At 46.6% G+C, this 20022-nt stretch carries 16 protein-coding genes and 1 pseudogene; 9 read left to right on the plus strand and 8 right to left on the minus strand.

The annotated features are described in order from the left end of the window. Positions 1–80: 80 nt before the first annotated feature. The 3 genes from OWQ48_00585 to mvk all read right to left on the minus strand — a co-directional run bounded on the left by OWQ48_00585 (position 81) and on the right by mvk (position 2821). Positions 81–1190 carry a glycosyltransferase family 2 protein gene (locus OWQ48_00585; GenBank protein ID MCY0867718.1) on the minus strand — a complete coding sequence of 370 codons (1110 nt, stop codon included), beginning with the start codon at positions 1188–1190 and terminating at the stop codon, positions 81–83. Between the two features lie 131 nt (positions 1191–1321). Then, positions 1322–1762 carry a hypothetical protein gene (locus OWQ48_00590; protein MCY0867719.1) on the minus strand — a complete coding sequence of 147 codons (441 nt, stop codon included), beginning with the start codon at positions 1760–1762 and terminating at the stop codon, positions 1322–1324. A 105-nt stretch (positions 1763–1867) separates the two neighbouring features. Continuing rightward, a complete protein-coding gene (gene mvk, locus OWQ48_00595) occupies positions 1868–2821 on the minus strand; it encodes a mevalonate kinase (GenBank protein MCY0867720.1) in 954 nt (317 codons plus the stop codon). A 246-nt stretch (positions 2822–3067) separates the two neighbouring features. On the opposite strand from mvk, the gene OWQ48_00600 reads away from it, so the two are divergent. Both OWQ48_00600 and OWQ48_00605 read left to right on the plus strand, forming a co-directional pair. Continuing rightward, entirely contained in the window at positions 3068–3919 is an 852-nt protein-coding gene (locus OWQ48_00600) for an Mrp/NBP35 family ATP-binding protein (protein MCY0867721.1), read from the plus strand. Between the two features lie 50 nt (positions 3920–3969). Further along, the gene (locus OWQ48_00605; protein ID MCY0867722.1) at positions 3970–4647 is read left to right on the plus strand and encodes a hypothetical protein; all 678 of its coding nucleotides are present in this window, start codon (positions 3970–3972) and stop codon (positions 4645–4647) included. Positions 4648–4663: 16 nt separating this feature from the next. Here OWQ48_00605 and OWQ48_00610 read toward each other — a convergent pair whose 3' ends face one another. The 3 genes and pseudogenes from OWQ48_00610 to argF form a co-directional block, all read right to left on the minus strand. After that, positions 4664–5200, minus strand: a complete 537-nt coding sequence (locus OWQ48_00610) for a hypothetical protein (GenBank protein MCY0867723.1) — start codon at positions 5198–5200, stop codon at positions 4664–4666. Between the two features lie 122 nt (positions 5201–5322). Continuing rightward, entirely contained in the window at positions 5323–7773 is a 2451-nt protein-coding gene (locus OWQ48_00615; protein ID MCY0867724.1) for a peptide transporter, read from the minus strand. Positions 7774–7857: 84 nt separating this feature from the next. After that, a pseudogene (gene argF / locus OWQ48_00620) lies at positions 7858–8802 on the minus strand (ornithine carbamoyltransferase). A gap of 58 nt (positions 8803–8860) precedes the next feature. Between argF and OWQ48_00625 the strand changes: the two are divergent. From OWQ48_00625 to OWQ48_00640, 4 genes are all read left to right on the plus strand, one after another. Continuing rightward, positions 8861–9910, plus strand: coding sequence for a DUF711 family protein (locus OWQ48_00625; protein MCY0867725.1), 1050 nt, complete (start codon positions 8861–8863; stop codon positions 9908–9910). Between the two features lie 118 nt (positions 9911–10028). Further along, entirely contained in the window at positions 10029–11555 is a 1527-nt protein-coding gene (locus OWQ48_00630) for an AMP phosphorylase (protein ID MCY0867726.1), read from the plus strand. 109 nt (positions 11556–11664) lie between these two features. Beyond that, positions 11665–13032, plus strand: coding sequence for an NAD(P)/FAD-dependent oxidoreductase (locus OWQ48_00635; protein ID MCY0867727.1), 1368 nt, complete (start codon positions 11665–11667; stop codon positions 13030–13032). Next, complete coding sequence (locus OWQ48_00640) at positions 13026–13586, plus strand: DUF429 domain-containing protein (protein ID MCY0867728.1); 561 nt, start codon at positions 13026–13028, stop codon at positions 13584–13586. The genes OWQ48_00635 and OWQ48_00640 overlap by 7 nt, the downstream gene beginning before the upstream one ends. 267 nt (positions 13587–13853) lie before the next feature. On the opposite strand, the gene OWQ48_00645 is transcribed toward OWQ48_00640, so the two are convergent. Then, complete coding sequence (locus OWQ48_00645) at positions 13854–14807, minus strand: DHHA1 domain-containing protein (GenBank protein ID MCY0867729.1); 954 nt, start codon at positions 14805–14807, stop codon at positions 13854–13856. Between the two features lie 117 nt (positions 14808–14924). Here OWQ48_00645 and OWQ48_00650 point away from each other — a divergent pair, with 117 nt between their 5' ends. Further along, a complete protein-coding gene (locus OWQ48_00650; GenBank protein ID MCY0867730.1) occupies positions 14925–15644 on the plus strand; it encodes a hypothetical protein in 720 nt (239 codons plus the stop codon). A gap of 1 nt (position 15645) precedes the next feature. Here the strand turns inward: OWQ48_00650 and OWQ48_00655 are convergent, their stop codons facing one another. Then, complete coding sequence (locus OWQ48_00655; GenBank protein ID MCY0867731.1) at positions 15646–17328, minus strand: type II/IV secretion system ATPase subunit; 1683 nt, start codon at positions 17326–17328, stop codon at positions 15646–15648. 108 nt (positions 17329–17436) lie between these two features. Between OWQ48_00655 and OWQ48_00660 the strand changes: the two genes are divergently transcribed. Together OWQ48_00660 and OWQ48_00665 are read left to right on the plus strand one after the other, a co-directional pair. Continuing rightward, a complete protein-coding gene (locus OWQ48_00660; protein ID MCY0867732.1) occupies positions 17437–19179 on the plus strand; it encodes a type II secretion system F family protein in 1743 nt (580 codons plus the stop codon). 13 nt (positions 19180–19192) lie between these two features. Further along, positions 19193–19951: a hypothetical protein gene (locus OWQ48_00665; GenBank protein MCY0867733.1), complete on the plus strand. Its 759-nt coding sequence runs from the start codon at positions 19193–19195 to the stop codon at positions 19949–19951. Positions 19952–20022: the final 71 nt, after the last annotated feature.

Raw genomic sequence — 20022 nt, forward strand, 5'->3', positions numbered from 1 at the left:
TCCAAGCTTCATGCTCTGAGAGCTAGGAGTCCTCGAGAATACAGGCTCTCCCTCTACGCCTCCACTGGCATACGGCTGTGCTAGTTTTTATCTATTACTACGAAGTCGTTGACTTCGACAAGCCCATATATCCTCGAAGACACCTCTATGAGTCCGAAGAGGGGTATAAGTAAGAGTAGGTAGGGCTCTCTGCTTCTAATTACCCCGTACGTATATGTGGCTAGATAATATATGCTGCCGGGTAGCATGTACCACACTAACCCCAGGTATACTAGCACTGGGAAGAGGAGTATTGAGACGGCGAGATTGAATACCCATGTAAACGACCTGAAGGCTACTATAAGCTTCATGGGTGCAGGCGACCGCTTTATATCCATTATCATACCCTTAAACCATCGTCCACGCTGAAACATTAAGTCTTTGAGGCTGTTCGGGCTTTTAATGGATACTCTTGTAGCAGACTGCCAAGTCTTGTATTTCCTTTTCACGAGCTCTATTGCGAAGCTGAAGTCCTCTGTGAGTGTTTTCGTGTTAAAACCTACCTCTTTTAAAACAGACCCCTTGACTATTAGTAGCTCTCCGTGGAGGCCTAGAAGAGGCCTACCTAGAAGCCCGGTGAAAAACCTGTAGAGTGTTAGGTCATCCATGTACCTGATCCAATCCATAGCATACGAGATCTTACTTCTCCCCGGCCTCGGCAGGAGAACACCGTTTCCAGCTACATAACCCTTAGACTCATAGTATGGTATCTCGTAGAGGAATGATTCATCGAGAATCAAGTTATCGTCATCGATGAAAACATACCACTTGTCAGGTGAGACGAAGTGCTCGACGAAATAGTTTAATGCTCTCCCCTTGCCGACTAGATCCCTCCTATAGCTTGAGGGTACTACTATTAATCTAACACCTTTAAGGTATCGCAGCATGCTGAGTAGTGGTGCTCCCTCATCTACTACGAGTGTTATGTGGCCGAACATTGCGACATGATATCTTATGGATTCCAGGAGGCTTCTCTGAACCCTCTCGTCAGCCTTGGAGACTAAGACAATCTCGTAGTTGCTGGTTTTAACACTGGATCTTCGTGGCTTGTAGACTGCATAGCCGGTTAAACCAATTGAGAGCAGCACCGTGTATACTAAAGCGACTCCAACAGCTACTTCGAGTATATCCTGTGTTAACTCCTGGTTCAAACCACATCATCCAGTGTTCTCTTGCAGTAATCCTAATATATAGTTGGTCTTGATTTAAAAGTGCTCTTTAAGCTGTAGCAGGCGAAAGAGGATCCTCACATTGATGACGGATTCACATGGGTGCTAGGCTGCTAGCCCTGCGAGGACTGCTGCCGTGCGAATAGCTTGCTGTAGAGACGCTGGAATACCTCCTCGCTCGCGAACATCAATAGTATTGTGTTTTCATCCTCGATCTTCTTGACAACCAGGCCTTCCAGCGGGTTTTCTGGGGGATCAGGCAGGTTTTGCGAGGGCTTGCTTCTACCAAGGTAAATCCATTTTATCCTCCCATTTTCGTTCTTCTCCATTTTATACCAGTATCTCCCGTAATAGTAGTACTTTACTATTGAATCCATCGAGGTCCTCCTTGAAACTATGTGCACGGGCTTTAGATAGTATCCCTCGCTCCTAATTCTATCGTTATAGCTGTAGATTGAGGGGAGTGACTCGAGGAGAAGATTGTTGAGTCTCTCTAGTACCTCGCGGGTCACGTAGAGCCTTATCTTCCCGCTTCTCAGTTTCTCTGGAAGCATGATGTATCAGCCTATGAGAGTTTTCTCTTTACTCTTATTTATCGTTAACTCTTCAGGAGAGTATTTAATTCTAACAGAGGGAGCATGCATCTACTACCATAAGTGTTAACCGGGCTCTACGTTAACTTCATCCACTAATACTACCCCACTATAATCTGGTTTAACCCTGTAGACTTTGAAGCCTTCTCCGGTGAGCCTGCTGGCAATCACCTCGCTTACTGCGGCTGGAGCTAAGCCTATAACCACCCCGCCTCTTCCCGCGCCACTCAGCTTTGCTCCGTAGGCTCCTAGATTAATCATTCTATGGACTAGGTAGTCGTTAACCCATGAGGAGGCTCCCATCGAGAATAATAGCCCCTGGTTAACACTCATAAGTTCCCCGAGCTTTACGATATCTCTGCTCTCAAGTGCTCTGAGTGCTTCCTCAACTATTAATCCAGCCAGCTGGTAGATAGTATCTCCAATAACCCCGAGTCTCGCACGCCTCTCGATGACTTCTCGTACAACAACACCTGTGCTTCTCTTCACGCCTGTATCAGCTACAATTAACTCCACGTTCTCAGGTATCTGTACATCAAGCCTTCTAAATAATCCCTGCTTGTAGTACATGAATCCACCGTAAGTTGACAGCGCGTTATCCACGCCACTGGGTTTACCGTGGACTTCAACCTCCCCTAGGTACGCTATACTGTTAACATCATCCCTTGTGAAGCTGGCTCTGCATGCCTCGAGGAGGGAGTTTGCAAGCGAGACGTTTAAGGCTGCTGAGGAGCCCATTCCAGCTCCAGGTGGTATCTCGGAGTCAACGTATACTGTAAATTCCTCCCCGCACTTAAATCTCCTCGAGACCTCTCTGATCACTCTTAAAAAAGGCTTAGCCTCCATGCTGGAGGCATCTATCAATCCAAGCTGCTTAGAGTAGATTCTTAAATCTCCTCTCTTAACGCATGTCTTAGCGTAGAGGCTTACAGCAACACCTATCGCTGGGTAGCCTCCTACAACAAAGTGCTCGCCAAAGAGTATAATCTTTCCAGGTGCCCTGCTACACACGATATCCACTTAAACCACCTCAGACTCTGGGATGATTCAAAGGGATATATTTTATGATGGAGTCTAGAGCTCGAAGCCGCCTGGAATACAGGCGGGATATCCGTGGATGATCCCTCCTAGTAGTTAACTAGGATTAAAGTCTCCACCTCCTTGAACACTAGGGTAGCTCGAGCAGTAGACCTACTACAACTATAAAAGAGGATTACGTGATACTCCTGAAATGCCATCTGAGCTAGTGGTCTAGTGGTGTACTATATGAGTTCACAGGGGAGAAGAGCTCCCATAACACCAGTTTTTAAGCTGGTGGATGAAGCCAAGAAGAGGCTTGCAGGATACAAGTATAAGATTGTAATCTTAAGCGGTAAAGGCGGGGTAGGCAAGACCTTTGTCTCCACGTCGATAGCTCTCGGGCTAGCCATTAAGGGTAAGAGAGTAGCCATACTAGACGCTGATATCCACGGCTCCTCGATACCATTAATGATGGGAGTGCAGAAGCTGAGGCTCTACGCTGACGAGAATGGCAATATACTCCCCGTAGAAGGGCCGCGTGGAGTAAAAATAGTTGCAATCAACTTGATGCTGGATTCCCCGGATCTCCCAGTTGTATGGCGTGGCCCATTGGTCTCTAAGGCTATAACAGAGCTACTAAGCAAGGTTTCATGGGGTGAAGGAGACTACATGGTAATCGATATGCCGCCGGGGACAGGGGATGCAGCGATAACCGTTGCTCAGACAATACCCGATATATCCGGGGCTATAATAGTCACAGCCCCTAACATTCTAACTGAAACCATAGTGGCTAAGACAGTGAACTTCGCTGTAAGAAACAAGATTAGGCTGCTTGGTATAATAGAGAACATGAGCTACTTCAAGTGTCCTGTATGCGGTTCAGTACACAACCTACTGGGTAAAAGCACCGGGGAGTACCTGGCAAGCAAGTATGGAACCCGTCTCCTCGGCAAGATACCTTTGGATCCATTGATAAATGAGGCTGTAGATAGAGGGGAGCCCTACCTGCTTGCTTACCCTGAGGGAGAAGCCGCTAAAGCTGTAATGATGGTGGTTGAAGAAATAATAAAAAGCTTTGAAGGAAATGAATCATCGTGATATTGCAGCATGGATCCACGGGGTTCCCCCGGGTAAACGTGGTGGGCGTCTTGAGCCAGGAGGACTCGCAGGGTGTTGAGAGAAAGCCTAACTGGCTTCTCCTGAAGGAAGCTGCTGAGGAGCTCTACAGGAGTGGTAGAACCTACTTCACGCGTAAAGAGCTGGTCTCTAAAGCTAGAGAGAAGGATCCCTCGAGATCCGAGATGAGCATGGACTTTGAAATAGACTTAGTCTCCGTTAACAGTAACAGTAAGGATAGATACAAGGACCCCGAGAAGCTATTCCTTTACAGGGTTGGCAGGGGGAGGTACACTCTCTATAATCCAGAGGAGCACGGCGAGCTAGAGAAGTATATAGGCATACCCAGAGTTTCACCAGCAAGGAAGCATCTCATTGAGGAGGTCATAGAGAAGCTTGAAAGCCTAGGTTATGACGCATACGAGAACCGCTATGCTAAGCCTCTTCAACCAGATGTTATAGCTGAGGGAGAGGATGAGGTTATCGGTGTATGGGTTATAGACCCTGGTGTCCCGCTCTCAGATCAACATAAAATGCTCGCTTACGCGATAGGCTCAAGCCTGCTTAACAGGGAGTTCAACCAGTACATCATAGTTTCACCAGGTGAGCTCTTAAAGAGGGTGACAGAAGATCTCGTGGAGATGCTGGGCAAGTTTAAGATACGCTTCGCTACAGTGAGAGAGGATAGGAGGTATACCCTGCAGTTCTAGCCTCCTAGACGGCTTCTCAAGCGGTCAGCTCGTCTGTCAATCTCTCCTTGACTATAGCTCTAGCTTCCTCAAGTATCTTCTTGACGTCGCCATCTAATGGAGGCGAGTACTCAAGGCTTACTGGAGAGCCTGTTCTACTTGCATCCTCGAGTTCTTTCACAAGGCCTTCAAACTCCACGAAAACCATGCTTAAGTCAGGTATATTGAACTCCGGCATCTTTGATAGATCTTTAACCAGCCCATTGACTTCAGAGGCGAGCTCCGCGAACTTCCTCATATTTATAGAGTACTGTAAGGCTAAGTCAACCTTCTCGAGCACTAGCTGAACGAGCGACAGCCTTGAGAGGAGTTTATCTAGCTTGGATACTTCTTCAGCGTACTTCTTAGCTAGGTACTTCTCCCCCTTGGACTCCAGGTCCACTAGCCTCTCGAATAAAGCTTTTCTTCTCTCCTCAACCCTATTGTAAAGCACATCTATTCTATCCCTTAGCACTCTCACCTTATGCAGCATCTCCAAAGAAACTCTTAAAGGATCCCTCTTCCTCCTAAACATCCCCGGGGCACCAATAGTTAACTCAAGCATAGAACTCTTTTAAAGGAGAGGGTTCCCCGTGGATCCAGCTTGAGGATGAAGTTAAATAGTTTTGATGATTAAAAGTTTAAAATAAGTGGTATTTAAGGTGGAATGTTTAGCTCGTATAATACTATAACGCTGTAAACAATGCCGGGTTTACCGTCAATAGTTGAAGCCTGCAGTGGCGTTCCTGTGTATGGGTTCACGAATGGCTCGACGATCACTCTGTACGGCTTGATATATGTGTCATTGGCTAGAGGCCTGGTTTCCAGTGTTGCTAGAGAGCTCGCCATTATATAGCTTGTAATGTTAATGCCGAGGCTTTCTCTAATCCTGGATGCTGTAGCTGAATCCAGTGTACCTGTGCTTCCAGTAATCCACTCGAAGACACTTGTCTTATTGTTCTGCTCAGCCCAGTACATTACTCCATCTACGAGAAGCTTGTAGAGTAGCGGTATGCTTTCTGGTTCATTGAACGCTGGTGATATAAGGGAACTCTGACCTCCTAGACTATACACGTAGAAGTACCTAGAGGTATCTCTCCTCGAAACGTTAACACCCACGCTCTTCAATATATCTACTACGCTGTCTCCTATACGTATCATCCATATACTCTTAGGTATATCAACTAAACCTGGGATACTACCAGCTATGACAGGAGAGATTACACTCCCGTCGCTCGAGATCACGAAGCCATCTATAACCATTATGTAGGTTTTACCTACAGGAGGCTGGAGTAGCCTAGCTAACTCAACTGCTTCACTGGTGTTGATGGATGTTAGTATCAGCCCTATAATACCGATTTGAGTCTCATTGAGTGTTGCACCATCAGCAGCACTTGCTCTTCCTCCTCCGACTGTTATACCGTAACCGTAATCCCACCACGCAATGATTAGTGAGCCGTTTGGCGTTGACCTAATAGCGTCTAGAGCCTTATACCATGAATCACTGTAGTATGGTAGGCTTGTTAAACCAGACTTCAGAGTGTAAACCATGCTGGAGTTAGCTGTATAATCCATGTACCCTGCATAGATGATGTTTGCTACAGCTAGCACCACGAAGAGTAGAGCTATCAACCGGTATCCTTTAGCCCGCCCATACCTAACTCTCCCTTTTCTCCAGTCCTCGAGCTCCCGCCTGCTCGGCGTCAGATACCCTACTATTCTATCTAGAATCAACCCCACGATCACAGAGCCCATGTACGCGGCTGCAGCAATCATGTAGGCTGCATTCAAGTACGAGTAGAATGCTATGAGGAATCCAACAGCCACGTACAGCCCGCCAGTCTCCCCCTTGTACACTAGGTATAAGGCTCCTAGGATCCCTAGGACTAGTGGCGAAGCAAAGAACAGCCATGGGTAGACACCCCACGAGTGCAGCATGCCGATAAAACTACTGAGACTTGAGAGAGGTGATTGATGTTCGGCAACACTTTCAACTAGAGGTGTGGCTGGAATGAACCTTAAGCCCAGCGCCCAGGCGAGCCTTCCTCCTATCGGTATAACTCCTTCTGAGACAGCTATACCACCAGCTATCAAGAAGACTACTAGGAGGATCAGGTACCTACCCTTAGTTAGAAGAGGCTTCTTCAACCCCAGCCTCCTGTACTCTACAGCTAGGAGCTGGTAGACTACTGGTAGCATTAGGCTCGCGAGTAGCATGAACCCTAACCCCTTGATTTCAAACGGGTATAAACCCAGAGTTGATGCATTTGCAGGTGAAGGAATAACCATGATCATCGATGATGCAACTAAACCTATATGGTAGGGTAAGAACTCCTTTATCGAGGACTCCCTGGCTAGAAGCGGGTATAAAATGATGAAGGCTACAACTGTTCCAAGCAGGAATACATAGCCTCCCCACAGCCATCCAACTAAAGCAAGGAAGAATCCTGCGAGAAGCATGTACGCTACTCTCCTACCTACACCAGTGGATTCATCTCTCATGGATTTAGCGAGCTTACTATAGAAGTATATGTAAAGCATTAAGGGGACCAGCGAAATCCCCTCCTTCTCGACAAACCCGATTACAGTTCTCTCGATTGCAGCTGGTAGCACAGCTATAACTGAAGCTGTAGCTAGACCGGCAACTCTACTACCACCTGAAAGCTCTCTCCCAGCTAGATACGCTACAATGATGCCCACAGCGCTGAATATCAAGGGCTGTAGAACTGCCCAGTCCTTTAGAGTCAGCCCAGTCCACTCAACTAGATGATAGGTGGCCCCGATCCACATTGGTAGCAGTGGATAGCTTGTGTGCACGAAGTCTCTTCCCCATGGATACCAGAATAAGTGTGTTGCGGGGTTATCTCTTGTTAAAGTATACCAGGATAGAGGGCCATTCTCGTACGTGTAGAGTGCCTGCCAGTACTCTATGTAGCTATCAAACTCGAAGAACTCGAAGTCGTTTAGGAAGTATGGAGCGAACCTGATGTAGACGCCACTGAACACGATAAGTGCGAGGAGAGCGTAGGTTAAAGCTTTAGCTAGGCGTGGTCTAGCAGTGAGATAACCGTACACCCTGTAGATAAAGCTTGAAGCAGCTCTACTCATAGACGAGCACCTTTAAGCTCAAGCGTTAAAGTCAATGATGAATGCAAATAAAAATGCTATCCTCCAGGCTTTGTGGAGTTGATCTCAGGGTATTATGAGGGCAAGTAAAGCCTTTTGAGCATGCTTTCTGTTCTCAGCTTGATCCCAGACTACACTCCACCTGCCGTCGATGACTTCATCTACTACCTCTTCCCCTCTATGAGCTGGTAGGCAGTGCATGAATATAGCATCAGGCTTCGCTCGGCTCATTAAATCCACTGTAACCCTGTAAGGCTCTAGATCCCTGATCCTTTTTTCTCTCTCCTTCTCTTGACCCATGCTAACCCATACATCCGTGTATACCACGTCCGCGTTCTCCACGGCTTTATACGGGTCTCTCTCTATTTCATACGATCCTCCATTAGGCTCAGCATGCTCCCTGAAGAGTTTTACAACGCTTGGATGAGGGTCGTAGCCTTTAGGTGATGAGATAACTATTCTGCCTCCCAGTATCCCTACAGCAAGCATGAGGCTGTGAAGCACGTTATCTCCTCCATCGCCTACGAAGACTATCTTAAGCTTTGAGATCTCCCTTCCCTTCTTCTCTATGATTGTGAAGACATCGCTTAGAGCCTGTGCTGGGTGGTGGAGGTCGCTTAAACCATTTATCACAGGAACTCTACTATACTCTGCGAGTTTTTCGAGCTTGGCGTGCTCGTAGACACGTGCCATTATACCGTCTACATACCTTGATAGAGTTCTTGCTGTATCCTCTATTGTCTCGCCTCTAGCTAGCTGTAGCTCGCTAGAACTCAAGTATATAGCGTCTCCTCCAAGCTCCCTCATAGCTGTCTCGAAGCTAACTCTAGTCCTAGTACTAGGCTTCTCGAATATCATTGCTAGGTGGCGCCCGGGGAGGAGTGGTATTATCCTCTAGCCTGCAAGATACCTTAGCTTTAACTGTGCAGCCAGCTCGATTATAGCAGAGAATTCTTCACGAGTGTACTCAGCTAGAGTTAGGAAGTGCCTTCCTTTAAGACTCGACACCATTAACACCACCATTAATAGCTTTAAGCTTAGCGGATACTTATAATTATTTGGTGAGCCAATGGAGATCGTTGTACGTGCAGTCACCTACTTCGCTGACTCACGCCAGGACTTTAGAGAAGAGTACTGGAATGGATTAAGGATTCTTGATGAAGCCTCTGAAATCATACGTGAGCTAGGCTTCAATGTTTTCACTAAAAGAATCTCCATGTACAAGTTGAGTAGAAGTGACATCTTAAAGCTGCCGAGCCTGGCTAGCAGGGATGTACTAGTTAGCGCCGGGTATATTAATCCAAGAAGCCTCCACGTAGATGACTTCAAGTACTTAACGAATAGTGGAGTCTATACTCCAATCCTCCCCCGCCTCGATGACTTTACAAGAGATGAAGCAGTCAACTTCTCTAGGATTATTCACAGTGTAGCCGAGGAAAACCCGGTTAACGCTACAAGAGTATCCATAGGCTTCCACAGCGAGTCGTTCATGACACCATACTTCCCTGATTCATCTAGTAGAGGCTTCAAGAGTATTGGGTTAGCCTTCCTCTATACAGAGGCTCTTAAAGCTGGCAGCCTGAACAGTATTTCAGCTCATATAGAGAGAGTGTTCAAGGAGTTCGAGGTGATTGCCAGCAGTCTTGAAGTAAAACTAGGCCTCCCAGTCTTCATAGACTATAGTCTCTCTCCGTGGATGGAGATGAGTGTTGCAGGGCTACTGGAATCCCTTGGCTTTAAGGTTACCGAGCCAGGCTTCAACTACGCGCTCTACACTGTGAACAAGCTGATAGCAGAGTACTCGAATCACTCTAGAGCCATAGGTTTTAATGAAGTAATGCTGCCTTACGCTGAGGACTCAGTGCTAGTGGAGTACGGTGGTAGCGGGCTGTTGAAGGCAAGGGACTTTCTACGTTATGCTTCAACATGTGTAGCAGGCGTGGATATGATCATTGTACCCTCGAATATCGAGAAGCTTGCAGGATTAATCATGGACTCCTACTCTCTCAGCATGGTGAAGTCTAGGCCTCTATCTCTTAGGGTGATACCGGTAAACAAAGAACCCGGCGAGAAAGTAGAGTTAGGGAAGTTCGGTGAATCCTTTGTGATAGGCTACTAGTAGCCTGGCGAGTAATCGATCCGCTGGGTAGTCTCCCCGTTCAAAGTTTATATACACCCCTAGTTTTATTCTTTATGCTCTTGCCTACGAGCTTTAAGGTGCATGAGAGTTGGCTAGTGTGCCGGAAGGTAAATCCAAGCTCTTCGAGGTTAAATCAATAGATGTAGATTTGCAGAGGAATCTCGTAGTATTGAATGAAAGTGATGCTGCAGAGCTGGGTGTTTCACCGAGCAACGTTGTTTTAGTTACCGCTGGAGAGAGATCAGTTTACGCGGTAGTCCTGGTTAGCAAGACTATAACTTCACCAGGCGTGATAGCTCTCACCAAGAACACTCTATCTTTACTCAAAGTACCAGAGGGAGAGAGAGTTGGAGTTAAGCCAGTGGGGTTGCCGGCCAGCTTTAATGCGTTAAAGAAGAGGCTTAGAGGAGAGAAGCTAACAGAGAATGAAATGAAGAGTATTATAAAGGATGTCGTGGACGGCGTCTACGGGGAGGCCGAGATAGCAGCATTCCTTGTAAGCCAGCTTTACAGAGAGCTTAGTGAGGAAGAGTTAAGCTATCTCATAAGAGCTATGGTGGAGACAGGTAGTAGAGTTGCATTCGAGGAGACAGTGTACGATGTACACAGTATCGGCGGGGTACCAGGGAACAGCAAGGTTGCCTTGATCACTGTTCCCATAGTAGCTGCTTCAGGCCTCCTCATACCCAAGACTAGTAGCAGGGCTATAACAAGCCCAGCTGGTACAGCTGACACTATGGAGGTTCTAGCTAGAGTCGACCTTACAATAAATGAGATAGTAGAGGTAGTGAGGAAAACTAAGGGTGTCCTGGCATGGGGTGGTAGACTTAACCTAGCGCCAGCTGACGACATCTTCGTTAACGTGGAGAGGAGGATAGCAATAGATCCAGAGCAGCAGATGGTGGCAAGCATACTCTCCAAGAAGATCGCTATGGGGGTTGAGAGGCTGGTTATAGATATCCCGGTTGGACGCGGCGCGAAGATCAAGGATTTAACTGAGGCTGAGAGACTAGCAGGCCTTTTCATCAGGCAGTCGGGGATGCTTGGTTTATCTGTGAGAATCGTGTTAACTTACGGTGGGCAGCCAATTGGAACTACAGCTGGTCCAGCTCTTGAAGCAAGAGAAGCTCTTGAAGCATTAATTGAGAGGAGGGGGAGCAGGAGTCTCGTTGATAAAGCTATCCTGCTCGCAGGCCAGGTTTTAGAGTTAAGCGGGAAGGTGCAGCCTGGTCAAGGCGAAGACGTTGCGCGAGAAGTCTTCCTCTCAGGGAGAGCGTACGAGAAGTTCAAGCAGATAGTGGAAGCGCAGGGAGGAAACCCGAATGTAAAACCAGAAGATATCCCCATTGGATCCCACACGTACACGCTTAAATCTCCACTGGAGGGGGCGGTAACACATATTGATAACACAGCTATAACACTAATTGCAAGAGCGTGCGGCGCCCCGTTCGATAAAGGAGCAGGTGTAAAGCTGCACGCTAAGGTTGGATATAGAGTCAACAGGGGCGACCCGCTGATAACCCTCTACAGTAGTAGTGCCTCTAGGCTTGAGACAGCTGTGAAGCTGCTCAGAGACCTCCAACCCATTGTAGTTGAAGGCATGCTGCTGAGAACCCTACCGTAGATTTTTACAGTGGACTCCATTCTTCACACTTATAGTGGAGTGAGTAGATTACTTAATGCTACACACTTATATTCTTTTAGAAGGCTAGTATTAGGAGGGTTGGTGTAGAATGTATGATGTAGTAGTTGTTGGAGCTGGTGTGGCTGGATTATACTCTTCGCTAGTGCTTGCATCTAAGGGATTTAAAGTTGCGCTCGTTGACAGTAAGCCTGCCAGCAGGATAGGAGATAAGACGTGTGGGGATGCGATAGGCGTACACCACTTCGAGCATATAGGGCTTAAACTCCCGGAGAATGTTATAGACTACTACTATAAGGGCGTCAAAATATATAGCCCTAGCGAGAGGCATGAGATAGTTGTTCCAGGTGAAGGAGTAAGCATCGATAGAATCAGGTTCGGACAGTGGCTTTTAAAGCAGGTTCTAGATAAAGGCGTCGACTTATACGATGAGCACTCAGTCTACGATGTTGTTGCCGGGAGTGAAGGCGTTAAATCCATCCTAGCTAGGAGGACTAGTGGTGGAAGCATAGAGCTAAAGGCTAGAGCCTTCATTGACGCGAGCGGGGCGAAACCAGCGCTGAGAAGCAAGCTACCCATGGAGTGGCCTATCTCTGAGAGACCCTATACAACCGACTACAATATAGCGTATAGAGAGATAGTAGAGTATGATGGAGTCGTGAGAGATGAAGACAGGGATTACGCAGTAATATACTTGAATACCGAGATAGCCCCCGGCGGATACTGGTGGCTCTTCCCTAAGTCAAGGGATGGTAGAATCATAAACCTAGGTCTTGGAGTCATATGGAACAACCTCTACAATCCACGACACAACTACGAGAGATTCTTGAAGCCCCGGTTCCCTGGTAGAGTAATACATGCCGGCGGCGGAATAGTACCCACCCGCAGGCCAATGCCAACTCTAGTCTGGAGGAATGTTGGCACTGTAGGAGATGCGGCATACACAGTGAACCCAGTGCACGGAGGCGGAAAAGGGTCATCGCTTGAAGCGGCACACATAGTTGCAAAGCACATGGGTAACGCTTTAGAGCTAGGAACAGTCAGCGAGGAGGCAATGTGGGAGGCTAACATAGAGTACATGCAGGTTTACGGAGCTAAACAAGCTGGGCTAGACGTGCTTAGAATGTACCTTCAAAAACTATCGAACAGCGACTTCGAGTGGATTATATCGAATAGGCTGGTGGATGGAGCATCCGTATACGATATAGGTGTTAAAGGCGAGCTCGGCGAGAGAATAACCCACGGGATACTATCGATCCTTAAGGCTCTCGGCAGGCCGTCACTACTAAACCAGCTGAGAATTGTTAGAAGCTACATGAAGAAAGCAACAGAGCTACATCTAGACAAGTATCCTTCGAAGCCAGCAGACCTGAAGAAGTGGGTTGCAACTGTCGAGGAATTATTCGAGGAGTACAGGAGGACTATAGGCTTCGATAAAGGAGAGAAGGTTAAATGGTGAGATACGCCGGCGTAGACTTAGCTGGAAGCCCATTAAATCCCAGCGGTCTGGTAATCCTGGAACAGCTGGCTACACCTAGGGTAGCCTACGCAGGCCTACTATACGGTGACGAAGACCTACTCTACTATATTGAGAAGTTTAAGCCATACATTATAGCTATAGATGCCCCTTTAACACCCCCGCACGGTAGTAGCTACCGTAGAGTAGACTTAAAGCTCTTAAGGGAAGGATACAGGCTTCTACCACCCGGCTGGAGGGGCATGAGAGCGCTAACGAAGAGAGGCATGAGGCTTGCAGAAAAGCTCAGAGGTGTGGGTATTAGAGTTGTAGAAACTCATCCGGGAAGTGCTTTAAAGTCAAGCCGCTGCAGTAGTCTCAGCGAGTTACTTAGCACAATGGGTTTAACTGTAGACATAGATCTCTCAAAGGATTTAGCTGACGCGTTAATAGCATCGATCGTTGCATTAAAGCTTAAAGAGAGCTGTGTTGAAGTCTACAGGGATAGCGACGGCGAGATAGTACTGCTTAAACCACTCTGCATGCAGCACTACTAGATGATCTGATCTCCGAGAATTCAATTTCTTGTTGAACCTAAGGAGTTCACAGGGCTCTCGTAATGAGACTAGTAATCACCACGTAAATGAAAGGGCTAGGAGTGCTGGATGAGCACTTGCAACTACTCTTTCCTAGCTTCTCACTAGGTTTAGATGCTGGGGGAAGGGTTTCCCACATAGAAGTATTATGGTAAACACGTGAATGTTTTATGCTGTTATTCAGGCCTGAGTGTATTGACTAAAATGTCAGCTGACGGCTCTTATAGATTACTTTAGAAGGCTTGCATGCTCAGCTATTTTATCAGCTACGTACTCTAGGAGCGTCTTCTCGTGTATTCTCGAGAATAATCTTACTCTTAATGGTACTTGTATTTTAGCTCCCGAGGCTGCTGGATGCCCGCCGCCACCGAGTGCTACTGCTATATCTCTTACGTTTACCCCTCTACTTCTAAAGCTTAACTTACCGTCTGGTGAAGCTATGACTACTACGTCAGCGTTGAATCTCGACATGAGGTATGACGCTAGGAAGCTGTTTTCAACGTCATCTCTCGACGTGGAGATGTATACTGTGATACCGTTGATGTTTCGTGAAACCTTCACTAGATCCTCTCTGAGAGCATTAAGCTCGGCTTCTACAGCCTTAATAATCTTATCATTGAAGGAGTCATCCCAGTATAATCCTCTCGATAGGGTGCTGAGTACTTTCATCTTCCACTCAATGCTATCGCCTCTTCTTACAAGCCTAATGTAGAATGGGCTCAGCCAGTGGTCGAATCTCCATAAGTCGCCTCCACAGACACCGTTAACGAGGTTTGATGTAAAGACTTCATCCTCGAAGCTATTCTCGTGATTACTGTACTTGTAGACGACGCCAGTTGCGCATGTAGATTTATCAAGGTACAGTGAGACTCCTAGCTCCTTGACTTTTTGGATCCATTCTTCACTCCAAACATGGTGGTCAAACCAGTATACTCTCCCCCCTCTTCTCACGTAGTCTCCTAGCAGCTTAACTACTCTATTGAATATAAGCGGGTTAACACCTATATCCATTATTGCTATTCTCTCGAATCCCTCGTTAAGGTTTCTCTCTAACGTCTCGTGAAGACTATAAGGCTCTGTAAAGTAGACTCTGTATTCACTAAGCTTCTCTAGGTACACGTATAGTGCTGCTGATGCAACACCATCCATATCGCTGTGCGTAATAATTAGTGTACTAGCCATCCGAGCAATCCCCGTACACAAATAGTAGAATTCTGGTAGAGTCCTTATAAGATGTTGATGAGTGAGTTAATAGGTGATTTAGGGGTTAGAGTAAAGCTTTAGATGGTGTCTCGTGTTTTGAGCGAGTACTCCGAGATACATGGAGTAAGATACGATAGAGGATCCCTAGGGCTACTAGGGGATGCTTTCACAGAAGCCCAGTTGCTTTTAAAGACTAAGTACATTGAGGATTTAACACTAAACCTCCAGGTACTCTTAGATCTCTTGAAGACCAGGCTAGGGAAAGGAAGCTATCTTCTCTCATGCTACAGCGATGAGAAACGCTACGTGATACTTTTAGAGGAAGGCGTGGTTAAGTCTGTTGCGTACACGTATATTACTAGTGGTGGAAGAATAGCTGGCTACGTAGCCTTGGAGGATCTAATTGCTGATCTGAGAGTTGCAGGCCTTAACTGTCGTTTATCAGCAATAGTCGCTGAGGCCGAGGAGAAAACAACTGTAGCGCAACCACCCGAGAAGGCATCTAGCATTGAATCCAAGGTGGTTGAGACCACTCCATTAAAACGAGATATGGATTCACTGAGAGGTTTCCTTAAGCATCTAAGAGATATTATCAGTGATACAGCATCACTTTACGGTTGCACGATGACGGGTGAGTTGGCAGTCGAGGAGAGAGATGGTGTACTAGTGGTTCGCGTGAAGCTGGGTAGAAAAGGCATTTTTGGTAAATGTAGAGGGGAGGAGCTGAAGAGAGCTGTAGATAAGGATCTACCACTTCTCACAGAGCTACACGATTTAAGAGGTGTAAAAGTAGTGCTTGAGGTAGTATTCGCGTGACTCACTCTACTCTACTGCTAGTCTCGAAAGCTGCTTTCCCAGCACTAGTACTCTTGATCTCGCTTAAACGTTTCACTGCATGCTCGTAGACTTCGCTAGGCGTATAGTAGTAGTCGAATATGATTCTTGATACATCCCATGCATCCCTAATCCCCTCCTCCTTCATCCACTCTAAGACTACTGCCCTCCGCTTGACCTCCTCGATTACATCCTCTAGGTCTAGGCCCCGCTTAGCTGCTACATCTGCTAGATGAATACTGTTCTCTAGGTGGACTTCATGAGTATCGGATGCAGGATCCCACTTCGTGATCACTCTATACTTCTCGTAGCCTTCAACCTCCTGGACGACTGTAATCCTCCTTCTAACCTTTACAACACCCTTCTCAACTCTTGTTATAACCCTCTGGATATGCATGAAGACGTTCATTAAACCCATGTAGGCTGGTGGGATGTTCATCGGGGGGCTTGTTAATCGTTTAACAGCGTAGTCGAGGGTTTCAGCGTGTATTGTTGAAGCCCCGCTGTGCCCTGTAGCCATAGCCTGGAATAACACGAATGCCTCCTCGCCTCTAACCTCTCCAACGATAATGTAGTCTGGTCTATACCTTAAACTTAACTTGACTAGATCGAAGAGTTTAACGCTTGTGCCAAGACTCTGTGCTCCAACAGTATACGTCTCCCTGCTAGTTAGTTGAACCCAGTTCACGTGAGGCAGGTTTAACTCGGGGGTATCCTCGATTGTCACGATCTTCATGCCAGGCTTGATGAACATTGAGAGAGCATTAAGCATTGTAGTTTTTCCTGTACCCGTGCCTCCCGCAACCATAAAGGTCTTCCCATGCTCTAGTAGCACCCAGAGGTAGCTGGCTGTAAGCGTGTCTATATTGCCTCCTTCCACTAGTTCTATAATGCTGAATGGTTTCTCCCTGAACTTACGTATTGTGAAGGTGGGGCCCTTAGTGCTAACTTCCCTCCCATACGTGGCTGCAACACGATGCTTCTCTGGGAGCATAGCGTCTAGGACAGGGTATGCTACACTAATATGCTTGCCCGCCATGTGAGCCATCTTCATTATCAGCTCGTTTAAAGCCTCCTCATCGATGAAGACTATGTTAGTGGGGATGCTCTCATATCTGTGATGCCAGACGAATACTTGTACCCCGACGCCATCGCATGATATATCCTCGATCTCGGGGTCCCTCATGAGAGGATCTATGATCCCGTATCCCAGCAAGTTTCTCTCAATGTAGTACATGAGTTTTAACCGCCTGGTGCCAGCTAGGCCGAGCTTCTCGCGGTACTTCTCGCTAATCCTGTTAACCTCCCTGAAAACATAGCCTCTTAGATCTGCAAAGTCCTCTTTACTCTGCGGTGGCTTCATTTCATCCATGAGTATCTCGTAGAGCTTCTCCAAGACTATTTTATCTTCTGCATCTAACCCCATTTCTTCAACGAAGTATGTTGGTCCTTTAGGTGTCTCAGCAATCGTGACTTTAACGAAAGGCTTGTATATGTAGTATGAGTCCAGGATACGCCATGAGGGGTCTCTTTGGAGAACTTGAACTGACTCCTCAAGTGCTGTGATACCGCGGGTAGTAATCTCCTTCGGCTTTACTTCGGCTTTCTCTCCGCGCTCAGTCTTGGATAACTTTGGTAGAGGTATCTTAAAGCTTAGTTTTTTCAAAGCCGGGCATCCCTCTTTGACATATATAACAGGCTACCTGTATTGATATTAAAATATTATCTAACTTTTAAGTAACAGGCGTTCAAAGAAGGTAATGGGGGTCTGGGTTTGGGGTTTTGGGATAAGGTATACACGTACTTCTACTGGCTGGGGAAACCGCTGCTAAAGCTCTTTCCTAATATACCTGAGCACATTAGGAGGTCAGGGATACATGTATACTATGAGGTTTATGCTTCACTAGCAGGCTTAGTCTTTATAATCACCTCAGTATTCTCACTCATCATGCTTGTAGTAACAGTACTAGTCTTGAAGAACCTTGTTGTTGCAGCAGTACTAGTAGTAATACCTGTAGTAGCCCTCCTATTCGCAGCCTCCCTACCAGCCCTTATAGCTTCAAGCAGAGCCTCATCCATTGACAGCGAGTTCCCCTTCTTCTCCAGCTACTTAAGCACAATGGTTATGAGCGGGCTTTCACCCTACGTAGCCTTCGAGAGAGTGCTTAGAGGTAGCTCTATATTCAAGAGAACTAGCGAGCTTGTGCAGAGATTCGTGTTATTAAACAGAATGCTGGGTAAGGATCCTCTTTCATCCTTCGATGAGCTAGCAAAGAGAACTCCTAGTAGCAAGGTTAGAGGAGTGCTCTCAGGGTATATTGCAACCGTTAAAGCTGGAGGCGACGTAGCCGACTACCTCAATAAAACGACAAGGTTATTGTTCAATGAGATGCTTGTCGGCTTAAAGATAATTGCCGACAGGCTCGGCGGGCTCCTTGAATCATATCTAGCTATGATACTGCTAACCATGATAGCATTCACTGTAATGTACTTTGTTACAGCAGGATTCGCTGGAGCAGTCCCATTCGGGCTATCAAGCGAGGGAATGTTCTTCTTCCTCTACATTATTGCCCCGCTGATAAGCGGCGCCATAATATACGTAACTGACCTACTACAATACAAGGATCCCTACATGGATTGGAAGCCCTACATAGTGTTTCTTGCTACCTTCATCCCGATATTCCTATTCCTCTCTATCATAGGCATAGTATTCTACATCTCCCTCCCGCCCTACCACCCCTTAAAGCTGAACCCCTTAGTCCAGCTAGTAGGAGGATTCCTCACGCTGTTTAGTGCCGAAAGGCTTCCAGGATACTCTCACACATCAATAGCTCTCTCAACAGCCTTGATTATTGCATCACTGCCTGGAGCAGCTTACTATATTTACACTGTAAGGCAGTACAGAATTGTAAACGGTATAACCAGGTTTCTAAGAGATCTAGTCGAGATTAGGAAGACTGGGCTTTCACCTGAGAAAAGCATTCTAGAGCTAAGTACAAGAGACTACGGGGTTTTCACTCCACACTTAAAGAAGATAGCAATGCAGTTAAGCCTTGGAATGCCGTTGAGGAGAATAGTCTGGGATGTGATGAAGGGGGTTAAATCTTGGGTGGGCCAGGTATTCCTCTTCATACTCACAGACTCCATCGAGGTGGGTGGTGGCACAATAGAAGTTCTGGATAATCTAGCGTGGTTCGCGGAGAGCTTTGAGGCTATTGAGAGTGAGAGAAAGAGGAGTCTTAGAACCCTGATGATAGTCCCATATATCGGTGGAATACTCTCAGCGGTGACAGTTGTCTACATGACGAGCTTTATGGGTAATATAGCAATGCAGTCAGGAGCATTCAGCCAGGCGGCTGGGCTAGTCTTACCCAGCATAGTCATCAACAACTACATAATGGGGGTTGTTGCAGGGAAGATATCTTCAGGGAGAGTTATCGCTGGAGTTATCCACGGGATACTACTAACTCTAGCAACTCTTGCAACACTACTAGTAATGCCTAGCCTCGCAGGGTAAATGGTGCTATCTTATGGCTAAGGGTATAGGTGAAGCTATATCACTGCTGGTATTATTCACTGTGGTGCTAGCAATTTCCCTCTCCATATACTTCTATACAATGTTCTATACTGATCAAGCTAAAGCTCTCTTAGAGTACGGCTATGTGAAAACCATGTTCAACAAACTTGCCGATGCAATCGTAGAGAAGTGGAGGAGCAACTATACAAACGAGTACTCATACCCTCACGAGCTGGTGGCATTAGGCTACGAGCCCAAGAATACAGGCTACAAGCTCAATATAACACTTGGCGGGAATAACAGCAGTAGAGTAATTGATGCAGTCGGCTGCAGTATCCTTAAAGCATTAATAATGAAGCCTGTGGTAAGCAATCTAAACCCGCTTATAGTTAGAGGTGTCAACTATTCAATAGTACGTGATGTAGAGTTGATCCCACTAGTATACGAGTACTATGCTAATGGATCGAGTATTCTAGTGCTAGATACCTGTAGAGCATACTACACTATTAACTTAATCGGCGGTGAAGAGTACTTAGAGATAGCAGTCTTCAATCTCACCGGTCCAGGAGGACTAGGATACCCCCGGGTGGTAGGTCAAGGCCTGCTAGCCGTATCATTCAGCACTAGGATTCTAGCAGAAGACTATAATGTAAGGAGCGTGAGACTTGAGAGCATAAACCCGGATCTAACCGAGGAAATTAAACCCATTAAGTCGCAGGCTTTTACCAGGGTAACCATTACTGTAGTAGAAGTACAGGTGTTCATTGGTTAGATTTCAGCTAAGTGTAAATTTAAGTTTTTGAACCCTTCAAGAGTAACATTATTAGTGAGCTGGGGCGTGCT

Source organism: Desulfurococcus sp. (genome assembly GCA_026626905.1).
GTDB lineage: Archaea > Thermoproteota > Thermoprotei_A > Sulfolobales > Desulfurococcaceae > Desulfurococcus.

Coding starts and splice junctions, on each gene's coding strand:
- OWQ48_00590 (MCY0867719.1), bottom strand. CDS start 1,762: ATGCTTCCAGAGAAACTGAGAAGCGGGAAGATAAGGCTCTACGTGACC.
- OWQ48_00600 (MCY0867721.1), top strand. CDS start 3,068: ATGAGTTCACAGGGGAGAAGAGCTCCCATAACACCAGTTTTTAAGCTG.
- OWQ48_00610 (MCY0867723.1), bottom strand. CDS start 5,200: ATGTTTAGGAGGAAGAGGGATCCTTTAAGAGTTTCTTTGGAGATGCTG.
- OWQ48_00615 (MCY0867724.1), bottom strand. CDS start 7,773: ATGAGTAGAGCTGCTTCAAGCTTTATCTACAGGGTGTACGGTTATCTC.
- OWQ48_00625 (MCY0867725.1), top strand. CDS start 8,861: ATGGAGATCGTTGTACGTGCAGTCACCTACTTCGCTGACTCACGCCAG.
- OWQ48_00635 (MCY0867727.1), top strand. CDS start 11,665: ATGTATGATGTAGTAGTTGTTGGAGCTGGTGTGGCTGGATTATACTCT.
- OWQ48_00640 (MCY0867728.1), top strand. CDS start 13,026: ATGGTGAGATACGCCGGCGTAGACTTAGCTGGAAGCCCATTAAATCCC.
- OWQ48_00645 (MCY0867729.1), bottom strand. CDS start 14,807: ATGGCTAGTACACTAATTATTACGCACAGCGATATGGATGGTGTTGCA.
- OWQ48_00665 (MCY0867733.1), top strand. CDS start 19,193: ATGGCTAAGGGTATAGGTGAAGCTATATCACTGCTGGTATTATTCACT.